Consider the following 17120-nt stretch of genomic DNA (forward strand, 5'->3'; position numbering starts at 1 on the left):
CGCCGCTTGCCTGTGGACGGGCCGAAAGGCTGGTCCAGGGCTAGCGAGGCGGCCCGCGTGGCCGGCGGCCGGCGTAGCGGCCGATGAAGAGGCCGATGAAGAGGCCGAAGTAGAGGCCGAAGTAGAGGCCGAGGCCAATGCCGCTGTTGCCGGCGAATCCCCCGGATGCGAACAAAGCGCGCGGTCAATGACCGCGCGCTTGCCTTTTCAATGGCTGTCGAACGCTCGCAGAAACGGGTACGCTGCCCGCTTCACGCCTTGCCGGCGGCGGCCGCCACCGGACGTTCGAGCGCACGCGCCGCCGGTGTCGCAGGCGGCAGCGGCATGCCCAGATACGGATTGATGGTGGCGAAGTCGGCCCGGTTGCTGCGCCGCTGCGCCACGCCGTTGATGATGCCGCCGGCAATGCGCGCGTCGGCACGCGTGAGCCGCTTCAGCGCGTCGTCGACCTGGCCGGGCAGCGTCACGTCGGCGCGCATCACCAGCAGCGTCGAGCCGGCCAGGCTGGCCACCAGCATCGCGTCCGCCACCGACAGCACCGGCGGCGTATCGACGATGACCAGATCGAAACGCTCGTTGCACTGCTGCAGCGCGTCCTTCAGCGTCGGCAGCATCAGCAGTTCCGATGGATTGGCCGGCGTCGCGCCGGCGCCCAGAATGCACAGGCCCGCCACCACCGTCGGCTGCACCGCCGCGCCCACCGGAATGCGGCCGGCCAGCACGTCGGACAGTCCAGGCTCCGTGGCTTGTCCGAACCATGTCGCGACCTTGCCGCGCCGCATGTCGGCATCGATCAGCAGCACGCGCTGCCCTGCCTCGGCAAACAGCACCGCGAGATTGACCGCGGCGAAGGTCTTGCCGGCACCCGGCGCCGGGCTGGTAATCGCCAGCACGCCATCGGGCGCGCTGCGCAGGCCGAAGTACAGCGCGGCCCGCACGCTGCGCAGCCCTTCGACTGCCAGCGCATGCGGCGAGCGCCGCGCCAGCAGGAAGCGGTCGTGCAGAGCCTGGCCGCTGGGCGAGCAGGCCTGCGCACCGGTCTGCGGCTGCGCGCCGGCTTGCGCCTCGGCCAGCGCGGTGCCCGGCGCGGGCGCCGCCAGCCGTTGCCGCGCGGCATCGGCCAGTCCCATTGCAGCCATCGCACCGAAGCGCCGTTCAAGTTCGGCCTGACGCTCGAGTTCGGACTGCTCGTCGCTGAAGGCGACGTCGCCCAGCATCGACAGGCCAAGGCGCGCTTCCGCTTCGTTGGCGTCGGCAACCACCGGCTTGAAGCGCCGGCGCAGCATCACGCCACCGACGGCCAGCGCCAGCGCCGCCGCACCGCCGGCGACCGCCGCGGGCCACGGGCCGACGCCTACCGGCACGGTCGAAGCCGCCGCCGCATCGACGATGCGCACCGCGCTGCTGCGATCGGCCTGCACCAGCGACAGCTGCTCGATCTTGCGGCGCAGGGTCATGTACATGTCCTCGGCCACCTTGACGTCGCGCGTCAGCGCCACCGATTCGCGTTCGGACAGCGACAGGTTCTGCATGCGCTCGTCGAGCTCGCGCCGCTCGCGGATCAGCTGCTGGATCTGGCTGTCGACGGTCTTCACCTCGTTGGCATCGGTGGTGAAGCGCTGCAGCAGCTTGGTACGCTCGAGCCGCAGCGCGGCGATCTGGCGCTGGTATTCCATGCTGCCCTGCAGATACGACTGCGCGTCCTGGGTCGGCTGGATCGAACCGGAGCGGGAACGGTAGCGGGTCAGCGCGGCCTCGGCACGTTCGAGCTCGGCCTGCACGCGCGGCAGCTCGGCGGCAAGGAACGCCAGCGATTCGGCTGCGTCGCCGCGCCGCGCACTGGTCTGCCCGCGGATATAGCCGTCGGCAATGCCGTTGACCAGATCGGCGGCCTGCTTGCGATCACCGCTCTGCCACGCCAGCCGCACGGTGCCGCCCGGCATTTCGCTGACCTTCAGTTCGCTGGCGATGGCATCGACCGTGGCGACCGGGTCGCGCCGCATCAGCGTGAAGCGCGTACCAGGGCGCGCATCGATGCGCGAGATCAACACCTCGACGCCATCGGCCGCCGCCGACTCGCCGACGCGGCCTTCCAGCAAGGTACGGTTGGCATCGCTGAGGCGGAACGCGCCGCCGCTGAGCACCTCCAGCGTCAGCGGCTTGTTCAGCAAGCGCTCGGGCACCGCGAGCGTATCGAGCGCGATGCGCTCGCCGCCCCACGCATAGCCCATTGCCGACGGCCACGCGCCGCGCACCTGTCCCGGCTCGGACAAGCGCGCCGCCAGCGCACCGATCAGCGGCGCGCGAACGGGCTCGGCGGTGATGCCGAGCCTGAGCTGCTCGATCACCGGCGCGGCCACCGCTCGGCTCTTCAGGATGCTGGCATCGAAGCCAGCCGACGGGTTCGCTGGGCCGCCCGGCGAGCCGCTGACGGCGGCGTCGGATGGGGCGACCTGGATCAGCGCCGCAGCTTCGTAGCGCGGCGGCACCGTCAATGCGGCGAGCCCCGCCACGGCGGCACCGGCCAGCGCCGCGCCGACCAGCAGGCCGGCGCGATCCTGCAGCGCACGTGCATAGCCGGCCGGCCGCTGCGGCACCACATTGGGAGCCGGCATCGTTCCGGCGAATGACAACCTGTCCACGGCAATCTCCTGACGCACTGGCGCAGTTCACGCTTCGGCGAGGGCCGGCAGCAGCCGGTCGAATTCGCGCTTGACGAGCTTGTAGCATTCGCACGAATGCGCTTCGAGCCCATGACGATCCAGCACCGTGATATGGCCGCGGCTGTGGTGGATCAGGCCGAGGTCCTCCAGCTTGCCGGCGGCCTCGGTCACGCCTTCGCGGCGCACGCCGAGCATATTGGCGATGACCTGCTGAGTGATCACCAGCTCGTTGGTCGCCATGCGATCGAGTGCGAGCAGCAGCCAGCGGCACAGCTGCTTGTTCAGCGAGTGATGGCGATTGCAGACCGCGGTCTGCGCGATCTGCGTCAGCACCGCCTGCACGTACAGCAGCGTGGCGCGCTGAATCGCCGGCGAGCGCATGAACTCCTGACGCAGCGTGCCGGCCGACAAGCGATAGGCGAAGCCGGGCGTGCGCACCTCGACGCGGCACGGCATGGTGTCGCCGCCGGTCAGCACCGGAATGCCCACCAGACCTTCGTTGCCTATCGCGGCGATCTCCGCGGTCGCGCCGTTCTCCAGCAGCGACAGCATCGACACGATCGCCGTGGTCGGGAAGTAGACATGGTGGATGCGTTGACCCGAGTCGGTGAGCAGTTGTCCCGCCCGCATCCGTACCAGCTCCAGGTGCCCCGACAGCGTTTCCCATTCCTTGCGTGGCAGCGCGGCCAGCAGATGGTTGACGTGCAAATCCGAACGTTGACCGATCATTTTGTTTGCTCCCTTCTTGTCCTTTTTGTTCCTGTTCTTCCCCCGCTTCGCACCGATGCGCCTCGACGGCTTTCGTCACAACCACGAGACAGCGACGCTGACCGTGACGGCGACGCGGTGCGGCTTGCGTGCTTCCATTAAGTTCCATCTGTGGGACGCCCAACAGTAGCCGCACGGCTGAAACCTGCTCATCCTTCGGTAGGTGGGAATCGGGAGGGAGCCGCGTTACAGCTGTGCAACCATTTCGCGCAGCGCGTCGGCGACGTGCGAACGGGCTGTTGTCGGGATTGGCCTGCGCGTCGATGTGCCAGGTGCCGTAGCCAGGCAGACGAGACGCGTTCAATGCGCAAATCTCACCCATCGGGATGGCAGCGCTCGCCAGACGGCTTAGGCCTTTTTCGCCGCGCCCTTCGCCGCGCCCTTCGCCGTTGCATGGGCCATCATCCGCACGCAGCAGCACACGCGGTTCGCACCGGGGGCGAGAGGAAAGTCATTGCTTGCCGGTTGCAGGTTCGCAGCATCGCGCCCTCGCCGGAGATCGACACGCGATATCGGTCATCGCGCTGGTACAGCGGGGCAAAGCCTCGGCGCATCAGCAGCCGGCTCAGGGGCCGGCCCGGCGGCATGACGGCGCATGACGGCGGTGGCGATGCTCTCGCTGGCGTTGGGCGCGGTCGCAACCGCGCCCCTGGGGCGTCAGGGTTCGCCCTCGCCGACATAGGCCGCAAGCGCCGGCACCGCGGCCTCGTAGCAGGCTTCCATCTGGTCGAGGCAATCCTGGCAGGAATCCGGCCGGCGTCCGAGAATCGAGCGGATCAGCCGGAACTGCATCACCATCGCCTCCGACGCCAGCCGCTGGCATGCTGTGGCGATCGCGGTCGGCAACGGCTGGCCCTGCAGGCTGAGCCAGCGCAGGTATTTCCCGAGCAGCTCGAAGTTGGCGCCAAGTTGGCGCAGCACGTTGAAGGCGTACGGATGGAAGGCCGGTTCGCCGCGCGCCGACAGTTCGTCCAGATGCTGCGGAAACACCTGCCGGTACGCCGCGATCGGATTCTGCCGGGGGCGGCGCGCCAGATGCCGCCGCAACAGCGCCAGCGAGGCGCGCAGCAGCATCGGTCCTGTCAGCGGCGGATAACGGCGGCGTACCACCTCGGCGTACGGAAACAGCAAATGCGGATCGGCCTGCAGTTCGGGCAGCAGGCGGAACAGCCCGGCATAGTCGTCGCCGCGCGCGACGTGATAGCCATCGTTGTGGTAGTAGCCGACGCCCCGCGCTTCCGGCATCAGCACGTCGATGCCGATGGTGGTCTTGGTGTGCTGGCGCCGGTACGAGGTCGCGCGGTTGTCCGGCAGGTAGAAGCCATCTACCTCGAGCAGCACCACATGGCCGCGCGCGGTCTGCGTCGCGACATGGCGCTCCATCGCGTCGTACAGCGAAAGCTCCTGCACCACGACGCCATAGAGCCTTTCCAGATCGTCGACCGGGTATTTGAAGAAGGTGAACTGGTCGCCCTCGAAGTCTTGCGCGACGGTAAACGGCAGCGCCGCCAGCGGATCGAGCTGCCAGCCATGCAGCAGCTCGATCCACAGATCGACATAGCAGTTGGTCTGCGGCCAGACCGCCTGCTCGGTATGCAGAACATGCGAGGCATGCACGGAGTGCGCGAGCCTCCCGGTGCCGTCATACATGGCGCCGTCCCAGCAACCGCCGGCGCATGGTCTTGCGCATGCAGAACGGCCGCATGCGGAACAGCTGCATGCGCGCGGGATCGGCCGGCGCGGTGTCGGCAGGCTCGACGGCGCCATGGTGCCGGCCGCTCTGGTGGTCCATGCCGATTCTCCTCAATGCAAACGTTCGGCCAGCAGCAGGCTGGCGGTACGACTGGATGCTGCGACACAACTGGCGCGTCAGCATGCAATCCGGAATCTCGATATCGAAGGCGTTTTCGATGGCCAGCATCACGTGCACCGTGGCGTGCGAAGACAGTCCGGCTTCGTAGAGATCGGCATGGTCGTCCAGTGTGTCCGCGGGCACCTCGAGCCGGCCCACCTTCGCCAGAATTCTGCGTATGGTGGCTTGCATGGTCTCCTCCCCTGGGGTCTTCGTATGCCCCATTTGGCTCGACCGTACCCCAAGGCTCCGTGCGCTTGCCAACGCGCGCTAGCCACAGCCGTGAGCCGGATCCCGTTTCAGAATGCGCTCTTGCCGGTCCAGCCGTGCAGCGCGGTGCGCGCGATGATCCGCAGGTCCAGCTGGAAGGACCAGTTGCGGATGTAATAGATATCGAACTCGATGCGCGCGCGCATTTTCTCGACCGTATCGGTCTGGCCGCGCAGGCCGTTGATCTGCGCCCAGCCGGTGATGCCGGGCTTGACCCGATGGCGCAGCATGTAGCGGTCGATCAGTTCCTTGTACATCTCGTTGTGTTCGAGCGCATGTGGGCGCGGTCCCACCACCGACATCTCGCCGCGCAGCACGTTGAAGAACTGCGGCAGTTCATCGAGGCTGGTACGGCGCAGGAAGGCGCCGATGCGGGTCACGCGCGGATCGTTGCGCACCGCCTGCGTGACGCCGCGGTCCTGGTGGACCACCATGGTGCGGAACTTGAAGACGTCGAACGGCTTGCCGTCGATGCCCAGGCGCTTCTGCCGGAACAGCACGGGGCCGGGCGATGACAGCTTGACGCCGATCGCGATGGCGATCAGCAGCGGCGACAGCCCCAGCAGCGCCACGGCGGCGAAGACGCGATCGAAGCTTGCCTTGAGCAGGCCCGTGATGCGCGAATCGGGCGGGCTGTTCAGGTCGATCACCGGCAAGCCGAGGAATTCGCTGAAGCGGTGGCCGAGCAGCTCGACCGACATGATGTCCGGCACCCAGCGAATGTCGACCAGGTCGTTGCGGAACTGGTAGACCACGTCGCACAGATCGCGGCACGCGGCCATCGGCAGCGTCAGCCAGATCTCGCGCACGTCCTGGCTGCGCACGAAGCGCGTGACGTCGCTCATCTCGCGCAGGATCGGAACGCCCGACGGCAGCGCGTCGTCGTCGTGGTCGCAGTAGATGCCGACCACGTGGTAGCCCGCCTCGCGGATGCGCTGCACGCGCCGGTACATCTCGTTGCCGAGCGGGCCGTAGCCGAAGATCAGCACGCGCTTGGCGTTGATGCCCTGCTGCCGCACATTGCCCAGCAGCTGGTACAGCACCAGCCGCGAACCAACGAGCGCGAGCGAGACGACGCCGAACCACGAGGTCGACCACAGGCGCGACACCGCGCCTACCTGATGCATCAGATAGGCCAGCACCAGGCCGCTGACCGCCACCAGGCTCCATGCCGCCAGCGTGCGCAGGCCCAGTGCGGCGCGGCTGCGGCCGCGCCACGATTCGTAGAGTCCGCAGGCGGGAAACACGATCAGCGTGGCGACCGCGCAGAACGCGGTCAGGAAGCCATGTATCGGCGCCGCCGATGCCAGCCCTCCCTCGGGAAACCAGAATTCGCCAACCAGGATGCCGCAGATGCCCACCGTCAATGCGTCCGAGACCCGATACAGCAGTTGCAGCGCTGTCTGCCGCTCGACGATCGCTTGCGCGCTTGCCGTTGCCATGACCCTCTCCCCTTGCTGCCGTGTTCGATGCCGTGCGTCGGCATATCGAGAACATCGTCGCGTCCGGGGTGGCTGGGGTCTGTTTGGTCCCCCACACAGGTGGGGGCTGCCGCGGGCTTCGGTGGTCGGTGCGGGTGGTCGGTCTGGGTGGGCGGTTTCGGTGGTCCGACTTCAGTCGCGCGCGACGGATATCGTATCGATGCGCCACGGCGTACTACCAGGCGCGGATCTCGTGGCGCGAGGCAAGGATGGCACGATGGCCGCGGCTTCCGGCCGCTGCCAATCCTCGCGTTGAAAGGGACGCGCGCGGCCGGACAGGTACAACGCGATCTGCTCGATCCATTGCTCGGTCGGCGCATGCGCGCCCGATGCCGGCACGCCGAGCAGCAATGCGCCGATCAGCAGCAGCAGTGGCGCACGCGGCGAACGGCGCCGCCGCGGCGCGGTGGCCAGCAGATAGCCGCCGCTGACGGCGAAGCCAAGCGCCAGTCCTCCGGCCACTTCGCTCGGCGAATGCGCGCCCAGCGGCAAGCGCGAATAGCCCACCAGCAGCGCCAGCGATGCGCCGAGCGTTGCCGCGGCCCATCCCACGCGTGGCCACCGCCCCGGCAAGAGGCGGTGCATCAGCACCGGCAGCACGCTCGCGGCCATCATGCTGTGGCCAGAGAAGCCAGTGAAATCCAGCGCCGGCACGCCGATGCCCCAGCCAATGAAGGCGAGCTTCGAGGCCAGCGTCAGGCCCGCCGCGGCGGCGAACGCCAGGCACCAGTCGCGCGCCGCGCGCCATTCGCCGCGATGACACAGCGACAGCAGCAACAGCGCCGCGCACGGCAGCAGCAGCGCGGTGTCGCCGAAGCGCGAAATCAAATGCCAGTGCCACATGGTGTCGAGTGCCCCGCGCTGCCACGAGGCGGCCGCGGCCTGTTGGTCCTTATGGTTGATGGAAGTCGCAAGATCGATTGGATATCGTCAGTCTTGTGGTGGGCCAGGCGGAATCGGCCTGCCACTTTGGAGCCCGCATGGTCCCCCGGTCTGCGGGCTTCTTTTTTTCTGCTTCCCGCCTGAGGGTCTCGCCGCGTTTTCGGCCCTGGTCCCGCTGGTCCGTTCACGCGCGCTGCAAAAAAAGAAAGGACCGCGGCGTGCCGTCGGTCGAGCGGCGGCGGCGCCGTGGTCCGCAGATCCGGCCGGGCGATCGCCGCGGCCGAGACGCGCGTGTACGCATGTCGGTCGGTTCGTTGTCCAACATGCGGCTCCCCCGAGCACGCGCCTGGTTTTCCCCCCTTCGCTTCCGTTCCCCTGGCGCCGGTGGTTATCGGCCGTCCTGCCGTGGCGTCTTGATGTCGCGGCCCTCGCTGGCGCACGCGCCGGGTGCCACCGACAGGAACGATGTCGCCAGTCCCGCGGCGATACGCCGCCGCGCTTCGCGCTCGCCGGCTTCGCGGGCCGCGATCACCGCGGCATCCTCGCTGCAGAACGCGCGCCCATGCAGCTCGCCGCGATAGACCAGCGGCCCGTCGCAGGCCGACGCCAGCCGGATCTCGTAACAGCATGCCCACTTGTTGCGGCCCTCCGGCACGGCAAAGCCGCGCACGATCAGGACCGCCGATCCTCCATTCATATGACCCCCCGCTCCTGCCGGCGGCGGGCCTTCTGATCCCGGGCCCGGCTACGCCAGCAGCGTAGTGCGAGCATAGGCGTGCGGCCGATGGACGACCATCAGCCGCTTGCCGTAGATCCAGGGAGCAGAAAGTTGGAGGTCGGAGCCGGAGCGGGCGCCATCAGCCAGGCCATGCTGGCGCGCGGAAAGCATTGGCCGCCGGCGCTGACCAGCGCCACCGCGGCGGAAACGAGCTCGGGCGACGCCGGTGCGATCAGACAGCCGCCGGCTCCCAGCCTGGCGGCGCGCTGCGTCAGCGCCGCGGCGCCGGGGCTGACGATCAGCAGCCACCGGCGCGGTGCGATGCGCCGGCACAAGGCTTCGATCAGCGCGCCGGCATCCGCGTCGCTGCTGCTGCAATCGAGCAGCGCGAAGTCGATGGACTGTCTGGGCAATTGCGACGACGACGCGCTCAGCAGCCATTCCGGCGACTGCAGCGTCAACGGACATGAGGCCTGACGCTTGCCGAGGTGGCGCGACAGCGCGCGCAGCATGATCGCGTTGTTGGCCAGAAGAAGGGTCGTCATCGACTCGGTCGAGCTCAGGGGGGCGAGGTGACTGCCGGCGTGCATGTCCATAAGCCTAGCAAGCCGCATCCCGGGGCGCCTCGACCATTGGAATGAAGTCCCTCAACCGAAAGGATGAGTTCGCACGAGCACATGCCCCTCGCAGGACCGTTCCGCGGCTCAAGCCGCCTGGCAGACCGCCGGCAGCCGTATGCCCTCAGCGTGCAACGGTACCGCCCCAAGCGACGACGGCCCCGGCCAGTTCAGCTTGGCACCGCGCCGCAGCGCTTCGTAGACGGCCTCGCCCTTGTTGCGCACATGCAGCCGGTGGTACAGCGTGCAGGCGTGGGTCTTGGCGGTTGCCACCGAGATATTGAGCACGCGGCTGACCGTCTTGATCGGGTAGCCGCGCGCCAGCAGCGCCAGCACCTCGTATTGACGCTCGGTGATATTGAGCAGATGCGAACCGAACGACGGTGTCTCGATATCCGGCTGAATCAGCGGCGGAGGGCGCAGTGCGATGTCGGGGGACCGGCCGCCCGGGCCGCGCATCGACGCGATCGGTTCGTCCGGCCGTGTCGCGGCCCCTTCCTTGTTGCCGGTGGTCTGCATCGCGCACAGCCCGCTCTGCTGCATCGGTTCGGCGTGGGTCAGGGCGGGGAAGCATTCCCCGCCCGCGAGCACCAGCCGGATGGCGGCATCGAGCACCTCGGCACAGCAGTTCTTCGACAGCAGACCGGCCACCAGCGGCGGCACGGACTCGTGCGACATGCCCGACGGCAGTCCGTCGGCCAGCACCAGCACGCGTTGCGGCGCGAGGTAGCGGCACAGGTCTTCCATCGCGCGCCAGGTGCCGCTGCCATCGTCGTGCCAGCCGTAGATCAGCAGGTCGGCATCGCCCAGGCGGGCGTCATCCGGCGACGGCAACATGGCCGGTTCGACATCGATGACGTGGACAGGAAGCTCGGATTGCGCCAACAGCTGGCGCAGGCCCAATCGCAGTAGTGGATGAGGCTCGATCAACAGAATGGTGGCCATGCCGCTCTCGTTCTTGTTGCGACACGTGCGCCGCGACGGTCGCCCGTGTGATCGGAAGTGCGGCGCTATGTTGCACCTGCCCCTCCCTACGACCCACCCCGCTTCAGTCCGGCGCGGCTTCAGCGCGGCCGGCCCTTCCCGTCAAGCGTGATGCAATCGCCCCGTTTGCGTGTTGGCACGCGTTCGATCCCTCTAAAGACAGACTTAACTTTCACTTATTCTGCGGTCCAGCATATGCACCGCAAAACAGGAAAGCAAGGCTCGCCAGATGATCGGTAAGTCGCTTTTGTGCGAAGGCGTACGCACGGCAAGGGCAGACGCGGCGCTAAGGATTTTCCCTTACGTCCATCGCAAAGCGGCCGCGTCCTTAGGGTTCTGGAGCGATGCCGGACGGCTGTATGGCTGGTGACCGCCCCGGCGCGAGGCATCGACACGCTGTGCCGAGAAAATAATTTACATTACACTTCGGGTGGCAATTTGGGCAGGTTGAGCTACTCATCTGCCGAAAGTCGTTATCAATCAATCACTTAAGTCCGATTGCCAATGTCTGTGCGGGACGACACGCTGGACCCCTCCAAACTGACCCGGACCGAATTTGCCGTGGTCCGGGCGTACGCCCAGGGCATGGCCGCGGTCGACATCGCGAACCGGTACCTGCTGGATCCGGACGAGGAGGAGGCGCTGACCGAGCATCAGGCCGTGCAGCGCATCCTGCGGCTGCGCGACCGGCTGGTGCAGTTCGCGCTGCAGAACAATCGCCCCGATATCGCGGCGATGTTCGACTCGCTGAAGGGCCGCTCGAATGTGGCGATGGACCGGCGCGTCGACGCGCTGTCTTCGCTGGAGAGGCTGTCGCCGGGGCGGCCCGCGCTCGACCATGCGGTGTCGCTGTGGTTCGGGCCAAGTCTGTCGCGCCGGCTCGCGGCGGGTGGCATCGCGCGCATCGGGGATCTGGTGGAGCGGGTCAACCGGCGCGGCGCGGCGTGGTGGCGCGGGGTGCCGCGCCTCGGTGCCAAGTCCGCCGACGTCGTGCGGCACTGGCTCGAGCGCCAGCGTGACACGCTGCGCACGAGCGACGGTGGGCCGGTATTGGGTCCGCAGGCCGGCGCGCTGGTGGCGCCGTCGCAACGGCCGCCGATGTCGCCCGCCCTGTTGGACGACCGGCTTGTCGAGCCGGTGCCGCTTGAATATATGCTTTCTGAGACACTTTCAGGCAGCTGGCGATCCGACGTGGGTGAAGAGCTGCAATGGGTACGTCAATGGCTCGATGGCAAGCGTCCAGGCTCGCATACCTGGGCCAGCTATCGGCGCGAGGCGGAACGGCTGTTGCTGTGGGCGGCTCGGCGGCAGCGGCCCCTGCGAACCATGACCGCGGAGGATCTGACCGCGTACTGGGCCTTCCTGGCCGATCCTCAACCGGCGGCATTCTGGCAGGGGCCGGCCGGACCGCGCGATCGGAAGCCATGGCGCCCGTTCGAGGGGGGCTTGCGCGACAGCTCCCGGCAGGCGGCCATGCGGGTGATCCGGGCGTTGTTTGGCTGGCTGCGCCAACGTGGTTTGCTGGCGCACCATCCCTTCGACGGGTTCGCGATGCCCGTTGCGGCCGATGCGGCCGTCGCACCCGTTTCCGCCATTGCGGGCGGCTCGCCTGGCGAGGGGGCCGACGAGCGTGACGCGGCCGACAGCCCCGACACGAGTGTCGCTGCGTTCCGCCGCTGGCTGGAAGGGTCGGACGGCACGCCGATATGGCGGACGGCCAATGCCGCTGCCTATCTGCTCGGCGATTGCGGGTTGCGGATCGGAGAAGTGGTGGTGGCCACGGGCGGCCATCTGCGGCTGGTCGACGGCGGGCGATGGTTGGTCCGCCCACGGTTTGACCGCAATGGGCCGGCGATCGCCATGCCCGACGTTGGCGCCGGGCTGGCCGACATGAATCTTGCAATGTTGAGCGAGGACGCGTGGGGCGCGCTCTCCCGGCATTGGATAGACCGCGGATTGGCGGCCGACCGCCTGCCGGACACCGCGCCATTGTTGGGTCCGTTGATGTTGCCACCCACCTCGCGGGGGCAGGCCAAACGGGCCAGTCAACCCCTCGCCGGTTATTCCCCGAGCGGGCTGGACCGGCTGCTGCGGGCGGCGTGGCGGGACTTTGTGGCGGTGCCCGAGCATGCGGACCACCGCGCCGTCCGGTTCACGCCGCGCATGCTGGTGCGGAGGCAGGCTGGTGCGGAGACAGGCTGAGGCGCAGTAATGGCTCGCCGCGCGCCTTGGTTTTTTATCCCCCAGGCACGCCACCGGCAATGTCGGCTTACAGCAGCGATTTGTCCAGACCGAAACGCGCTTTCAGCGCCTCCAACAGCGCTTCGCGGGCGTCGCGGTCGGTCAGCTGGACGTCGAGCACGACGCGGCCCGAATCCCATTCCTTGATCGTGCCGAGCAGTTCGCCGCCGCTGGTTCGGATCTTGTACTGGCGGCTGATCTCCTTGACCTTGCGCGCCTTGCCCTCCTGCGCCTGCTTGCGGATCGCCTCCACTTCGCGGCTGGACAGGCCGTCGTTCATGACGCGCATCGCCAGTTCGCGGGTGCGCTCCTCCCCCGCCAGCTTGTAGTACAGCGTCAGCTCGTAGCCGGTGGCGATGCCGATCGCGCTGGGACGCTCGCGCATCACCATCAGCACCGACTCCGGCAGTTTGAGCAGCGCCAGCGTCTTGTTGACGGTACCCGCCGACATGCCGGTCAGCTCGCAAATATCTTCTTCCTTGGCGACCTTGCCCTCGTCCAGCAGTTGCCGCCAGGCGATGGCATTGTCGAGCGCCGACTGGTCCGAGCGCTGCTCGTTCAGCAGGAAGGACAGCCGATAGAAGTCGAGGTCGCTGAGATTGCTCTCGACGAAGCATTCCATCTCCAGCTTGCCGGCCGCGGCGAGCGCGCGCTTCCGGTAGTGGCCGTCGATCAGGATGTAGTGGCCAGGACGGGACGGGTCCGGCGCGGCGAGGCCGGGGGTTTTCTGGCCGTGCGTCGCGATCGATGCGGCACGCTCCTGCACCACCGCGGGATCGTAGATCCGGCGCGCGTTGAGCGGGTTGTCATGCAGTTGCGCCAGCGGAATGCGCTTGAGTACGCGTCCGTCGGCGGAGCGCTCCTCGTTTTCAGCGCTGAAAGTACGCGGCGGTTCGGCGGCCTTGGCCTTCAGCAGGCCGTGCGGATTCTGAGCGATCGCCGCTTCCGCTCGGGCGAAGCGGTCCAGCGTGTCGGCGCGGTTCTTTTCTGCCGCCATGCCCGCCAGCATGCCGGCCCGCAAATTCTTGATCTTCGTTGCCATTCTCTTTACTCGATCAGGGACAGCACCTCGTCCACCATGATGTCGACCTCCTGCACCGCCTCGCGTGCGCCGGGCACGCCGTGCACTGTGCAACCGATGGCCTGGCACTCTCGAAACGCGGAGCGGGAGCCGATCATCGACTGCAACAGCGGGAAGTCGCCGTCGTCACCCAGGATTTCGATTGCCTGGCGCGCAATGGAGACGCGACGTTGAACCATGTTGGCCATCACGCGGACGGTCAATGTTTCGTTCTGGACTTGCGCATGCTGCGCGAGCGTCTTGGCCGCCACCGCCGCCCACAAATCCGGCGGCGAAGGGACCACGGGGATCACGGCCAGATCGGAGATCAGCAGAGCGCTGGACGGCGCCGCCGAGTGCACGGCGGGCGGACAATCGACAACGATATAGTCGTAATCCTGGACGAACTTGCGCACCTCGCGGTGCATCGCGCCGCCGGAAGCCGCCAGACCGATGACGGACGCCGGAAACGGGCGCTCGTCCGAAGCCTGGGCCGCCCAACGCGTGGCGGTTCCCTGTTCGTCCATGTCGACCAGCATCGCGCGCGCACCGCGCAAACCCAGGGTGCCGGCCAGGTGCATGCTGACTGTTGTCTTGCCGCAGCCGCCCTTCTGATTGAACACCGTGATGATTTTCGCTGCCACCGGGGCCTCTCTCTTTCAGCGCTGAAAGCGCGGTTTGACTGTAGGCGAAACTTTAGTCAATCGCCTCTGTACCATCAACCGATTTCTTCAAATAAACGAATTTGTTGCGGCTGGGAAGCGAAAAAGCCGCATACGTTTGTTCAAAAGTTGTGCTTGAAAATCGGGCGAGAATCGGCCTACATTAGAGGTTGTGCGTTGTACGCCGCACATGACACGATCAGACAAACTGGATATGATGCCCAACACAGTCGCGTCAAGTCGTGTCACCCTCGTCGGCTTCCGTTCGGTATCTGCGAGAAATCAACGTGCTTGAACGGTTGTTTGCGTCGTGTACAAAGAACTTGCGTCGAAAGGAAACTCACATGGCAACCGGTACGGTTAAGTGGTTCAACGAAACCAAGGGGTTCGGCTTCATTACCCCTGACGATGGTGGCGCGGACTTGTTCGCCCATTTCTCGGAAATCCAGGGCACTGGATTCAAGACGCTGAAGGACGGCCAGCGAGTGACCTTCGAAGTCAAGGAAGGTCCGAAGGGCAAGCAGGCTTCCGGCATCAAGCCGGCCTGACCCGCCCGCGTCGCCGCTGGTTCGCGGCACTCGTCGGGAGCCAGCAAAAAAGCAGGTGTTCAACACCTGCTTTTTTTATTGCCGCCCGGTAACGGCCGGTTGGGGCGTGCCGCTCAGGCGAGCTTGCGCACGCTGGTGCGCGAGGGCTGCAGAATCAGCGCCTTCGACGAATCGGCGTCGACCTTGGCGTCCGGGTACACCACCAGCACGTCCTTCAGCGCCTTGCGGAACAGCGCGCGGAATTTGCGCTCGCTTTCGGTCTCGGTCCCGAACTGCATCTGCAGCGCTTCCCAAGGGATCTCGGTGCGCCGCTGGATGGTGAAGAACCGATAGGTCAGCCAGGAATAGACGTCCAGCGCGAACGGCGACTGCTTCAGCGCTTTGAGCGCGCGCATATCGACCGGCACGGGACGATTGACCAGCTCGTTGAAGAACGGCTCGGACAGCACCACGAAGCTCTCGAACATCGAGCCCTGGCCGGGCTGCATCGGATCCCACCAGGTCGACAGCTGGTCCGCCAGCAGATAGCCCACACGGTCGATCGACATCGGCTCGTGATTGTTGGTCTGGTTCTGGGTCGGCGCGGACTTGTTCTGGACGATCGCAATGGTCGCGGAGAACAGGCGGATCATCTGCTGGCGCACCAGCGTCATGGTCCCGCGCTTGCCGCCAGTCGCCATCGGAATGCCCAGGTTGTACATGAACTCCGACAGCGAGTTGCCCAGCGAGATGCGGCGGTCGTCGACGGTGCCGGTAAACTCGCCCCGCTTCTTCTTCGCCATGATCTCCTTGCCGATCCACGCCAGCATCAGGCGGGGATAGGAGCCATAGGGGTACCCCAGCGACACGGTTTCCGACACCAGCTTCTGGCGGCCGTTGCTGGCGCGCTCCGAACGCTGCTGCGTGAAGTAACCCGGCTGGATCATCAGCGAGATATTGCCGCTGGTGCGGGTCCAGACGGGCGGCGCGCCTTTCGGGGCGCGATAGGGCAGTGTGACCTGCACGCTGGCACGGCTCAGAAAGCCGACTTCGCCACTTTGCCAGGCGTCCTCGCGCTCCATGGCCTGAGCTTCGTCGAACAGCCGCTGAAATTTTTCGGACGGAACCAACGGCGCATCGTTGCCAGGAACGATGATGCGCGAGGGACCGGTTTCCACGTCAGTAACGGTGCGGTCGTCCGGGATGGCCAGGGAACGTTTGATCGGCATGTCGGCGTGCTTCGAATTACCCGCCTTTTTACTTGATGCCGCCACCCTTGTCACGCAGAAACGGGTACGTTGGAAGATTCGGGCGTATACCCGTTGGCTGGCCGGGTTTACGCGGACTGTGCACCGGTTGCCAGGGCCCTTTGGCTGTAGGGCGATGTTTCTCCCTTGCCAGCTCGCATGCCGTGCGGCAGGGGGCAACCCGGCAGGGTTGTCCACTTCCGCGCGGTCATCCACTACAAGCAATTCATACCTTTACGGTTAACTACTCGTAAACCGTATACGCGCCGCCTAAGCCGTTGAACCGTAAACGTAAACCGACCCTGTCCGTACCCGATTCTGCGGTGCAGCGTACTCGATTCTGCGAAGCCTCGAACCCGAATCTGCGTATACGCGAACCCGTTTCAGCGCAAGGCCCGAACCGCTTTCTGCGGGGATAACTTCCGCATTGCACAGGCTTATCCACAGGCGAGCGATGTTCCCGGCGTACCCATTTCTGCGCCTCTGGCGGGCGCGAAGCGGGCCCAAGGGGAAACAAAGAGCCGTATGAAGCACATAAACCCCGTCGCAGCGAGGAAGCCCATCGCAGCGTACCCGTTTCTGCGCCGCTGGCGGAAGACGCGGCTCCGCCTCTAGGCGTACCCGTTTCTGCGGCGTACCAACTTCTGCGAGTCGCCGGTCCACCCGCCGATCGTCAAAAGCGTACCTGTTTCTGCGTACGAAACCGAGAACCGATGTGGCCGGAGCGTACCTGTTTCTGCGGCAATGTGGGGCCGGCAGAAGGCTGCCGCGTTTCAAGACCTCCACGTATACGTAGGCCATGTCGAAAGCGGGCGCTCGCATACGGATCTATGCAAAGGGGGGTGGCCACGGCCGTCTGCGTACCCGTTTCTGCGTCCGATAGCCGGATGGACCCACGAGGGCGGCGAGCAACCGCGCCAAAGCCGTACCAGTTTCTGCGCCTCGACCCGCGCGTCTGGCCGTCCATTTGCGTACCCGTTTCTGCGGCGACCACTCGAGCGCGAGCGTAGAGGCGAGCCGTTCGCGGACCGTACCCATTTCTGCGTCGGGCAAAAAAAACCGTCGAGCGTACCCGTTTCTGCGTGGGTATTCGGAGGAGGAACGGCTGACCGGGCGGTGACTTTGGCAAGACCGTACCCGTTTCTGCG

Annotated in this window: 13 protein-coding genes and 1 pseudogene; 2 read left to right on the top strand and 12 right to left on the bottom strand. The window is 66.5% G+C overall.

The features are described 5' to 3' along the window. Nucleotides 1–251: 251 nt before the first annotated feature. The 9 genes and pseudogenes from HTY53_RS18650 to HTY53_RS18690 all read right to left on the bottom strand — a co-directional run bounded on the left by HTY53_RS18650 (nt 252) and on the right by HTY53_RS18690 (nt 10196). Nucleotides 252–2642, bottom strand: a complete 2391-nt coding sequence (locus tag HTY53_RS18650) for a polysaccharide biosynthesis tyrosine autokinase (RefSeq protein WP_368041034.1) — start codon at nt 2640–2642, stop codon at nt 252–254. A 27-nt stretch (nt 2643–2669) separates the two neighbouring features. Further along, nucleotides 2670–3392 (bottom strand): Crp/Fnr family transcriptional regulator, encoded by a 723-nt coding sequence (locus HTY53_RS18655; RefSeq protein ID WP_174108000.1) that lies wholly within the window; start codon nt 3390–3392, stop codon nt 2670–2672. A 696-nt stretch (nt 3393–4088) separates the two neighbouring features. After that, on the bottom strand, nt 4089–5081 hold the full coding sequence (locus tag HTY53_RS18660; protein ID WP_174108001.1) for a DUF1839 family protein: 993 nt from the start codon (nt 5079–5081) through the stop codon (nt 4089–4091). 190 nt (nt 5082–5271) lie between these two features. Continuing rightward, nucleotides 5272–5475, bottom strand: a pseudogene (locus HTY53_RS18665) (acyl carrier protein); the annotation flags it as partial. A 107-nt stretch (nt 5476–5582) separates the two neighbouring features. Then, nucleotides 5583–6995 (bottom strand): undecaprenyl-phosphate glucose phosphotransferase, encoded by a 1413-nt coding sequence (locus HTY53_RS18670; protein WP_238512024.1) that lies wholly within the window; start codon nt 6993–6995, stop codon nt 5583–5585. A gap of 171 nt (nt 6996–7166) precedes the next feature. After that, on the bottom strand, nt 7167–7877 hold the full coding sequence (locus HTY53_RS18675) for a phosphatase PAP2 family protein (RefSeq protein WP_174108002.1): 711 nt from the start codon (nt 7875–7877) through the stop codon (nt 7167–7169). 427 nt (nt 7878–8304) lie between these two features. Then, nucleotides 8305–8613 (bottom strand): hypothetical protein, encoded by a 309-nt coding sequence (locus HTY53_RS18680; protein ID WP_238512022.1) that lies wholly within the window; start codon nt 8611–8613, stop codon nt 8305–8307. 98 nt (nt 8614–8711) lie between these two features. Further along, nucleotides 8712–9179, bottom strand: a complete 468-nt coding sequence (locus HTY53_RS18685) for a response regulator transcription factor (RefSeq protein WP_174108003.1) — start codon at nt 9177–9179, stop codon at nt 8712–8714. A 159-nt stretch (nt 9180–9338) separates the two neighbouring features. Continuing rightward, nucleotides 9339–10196: a LuxR C-terminal-related transcriptional regulator gene (locus HTY53_RS18690; RefSeq protein WP_174108004.1), complete on the bottom strand. Its 858-nt coding sequence runs from the start codon at nt 10194–10196 to the stop codon at nt 9339–9341. Between the two features lie 543 nt (nt 10197–10739). Here HTY53_RS18690 and HTY53_RS18695 point away from each other — a divergent pair. Continuing rightward, the gene (locus HTY53_RS18695) at nt 10740–12437 is read left to right on the top strand and encodes a phage integrase family protein (RefSeq protein ID WP_174108005.1); all 1698 of its coding nucleotides are present in this window, start codon (nt 10740–10742) and stop codon (nt 12435–12437) included. 67 nt (nt 12438–12504) lie between these two features. On the opposite strand, the gene HTY53_RS18700 is transcribed toward HTY53_RS18695, so the two are convergent. Continuing rightward, the gene (locus HTY53_RS18700; protein WP_174108006.1) at nt 12505–13518 is read right to left on the bottom strand and encodes a ParB/RepB/Spo0J family partition protein; all 1014 of its coding nucleotides are present in this window, start codon (nt 13516–13518) and stop codon (nt 12505–12507) included. A 5-nt stretch (nt 13519–13523) separates the two neighbouring features. Then, nucleotides 13524–14180: a ParA family protein gene (locus tag HTY53_RS18705; protein WP_149318590.1), complete on the bottom strand. Its 657-nt coding sequence runs from the start codon at nt 14178–14180 to the stop codon at nt 13524–13526. A 362-nt stretch (nt 14181–14542) separates the two neighbouring features. Between HTY53_RS18705 and HTY53_RS18710 the strand changes: the two genes are divergently transcribed. Continuing rightward, the gene (locus HTY53_RS18710) at nt 14543–14746 is read left to right on the top strand and encodes a cold-shock protein (protein WP_006576252.1); all 204 of its coding nucleotides are present in this window, start codon (nt 14543–14545) and stop codon (nt 14744–14746) included. Between the two features lie 113 nt (nt 14747–14859). Here the strand turns inward: HTY53_RS18710 and HTY53_RS18715 are convergent, their stop codons facing one another. Then, nucleotides 14860–15954 (bottom strand): replication protein RepA, encoded by a 1095-nt coding sequence (locus HTY53_RS18715; RefSeq protein ID WP_174108007.1) that lies wholly within the window; start codon nt 15952–15954, stop codon nt 14860–14862. Nucleotides 15955–17120: the final 1166 nt, after the last annotated feature.

Source organism: Cupriavidus gilardii (genome assembly GCF_013314895.1).
Classification (GTDB): Bacteria; Pseudomonadota; Gammaproteobacteria; order Burkholderiales; family Burkholderiaceae; genus Cupriavidus; species Cupriavidus gilardii_C.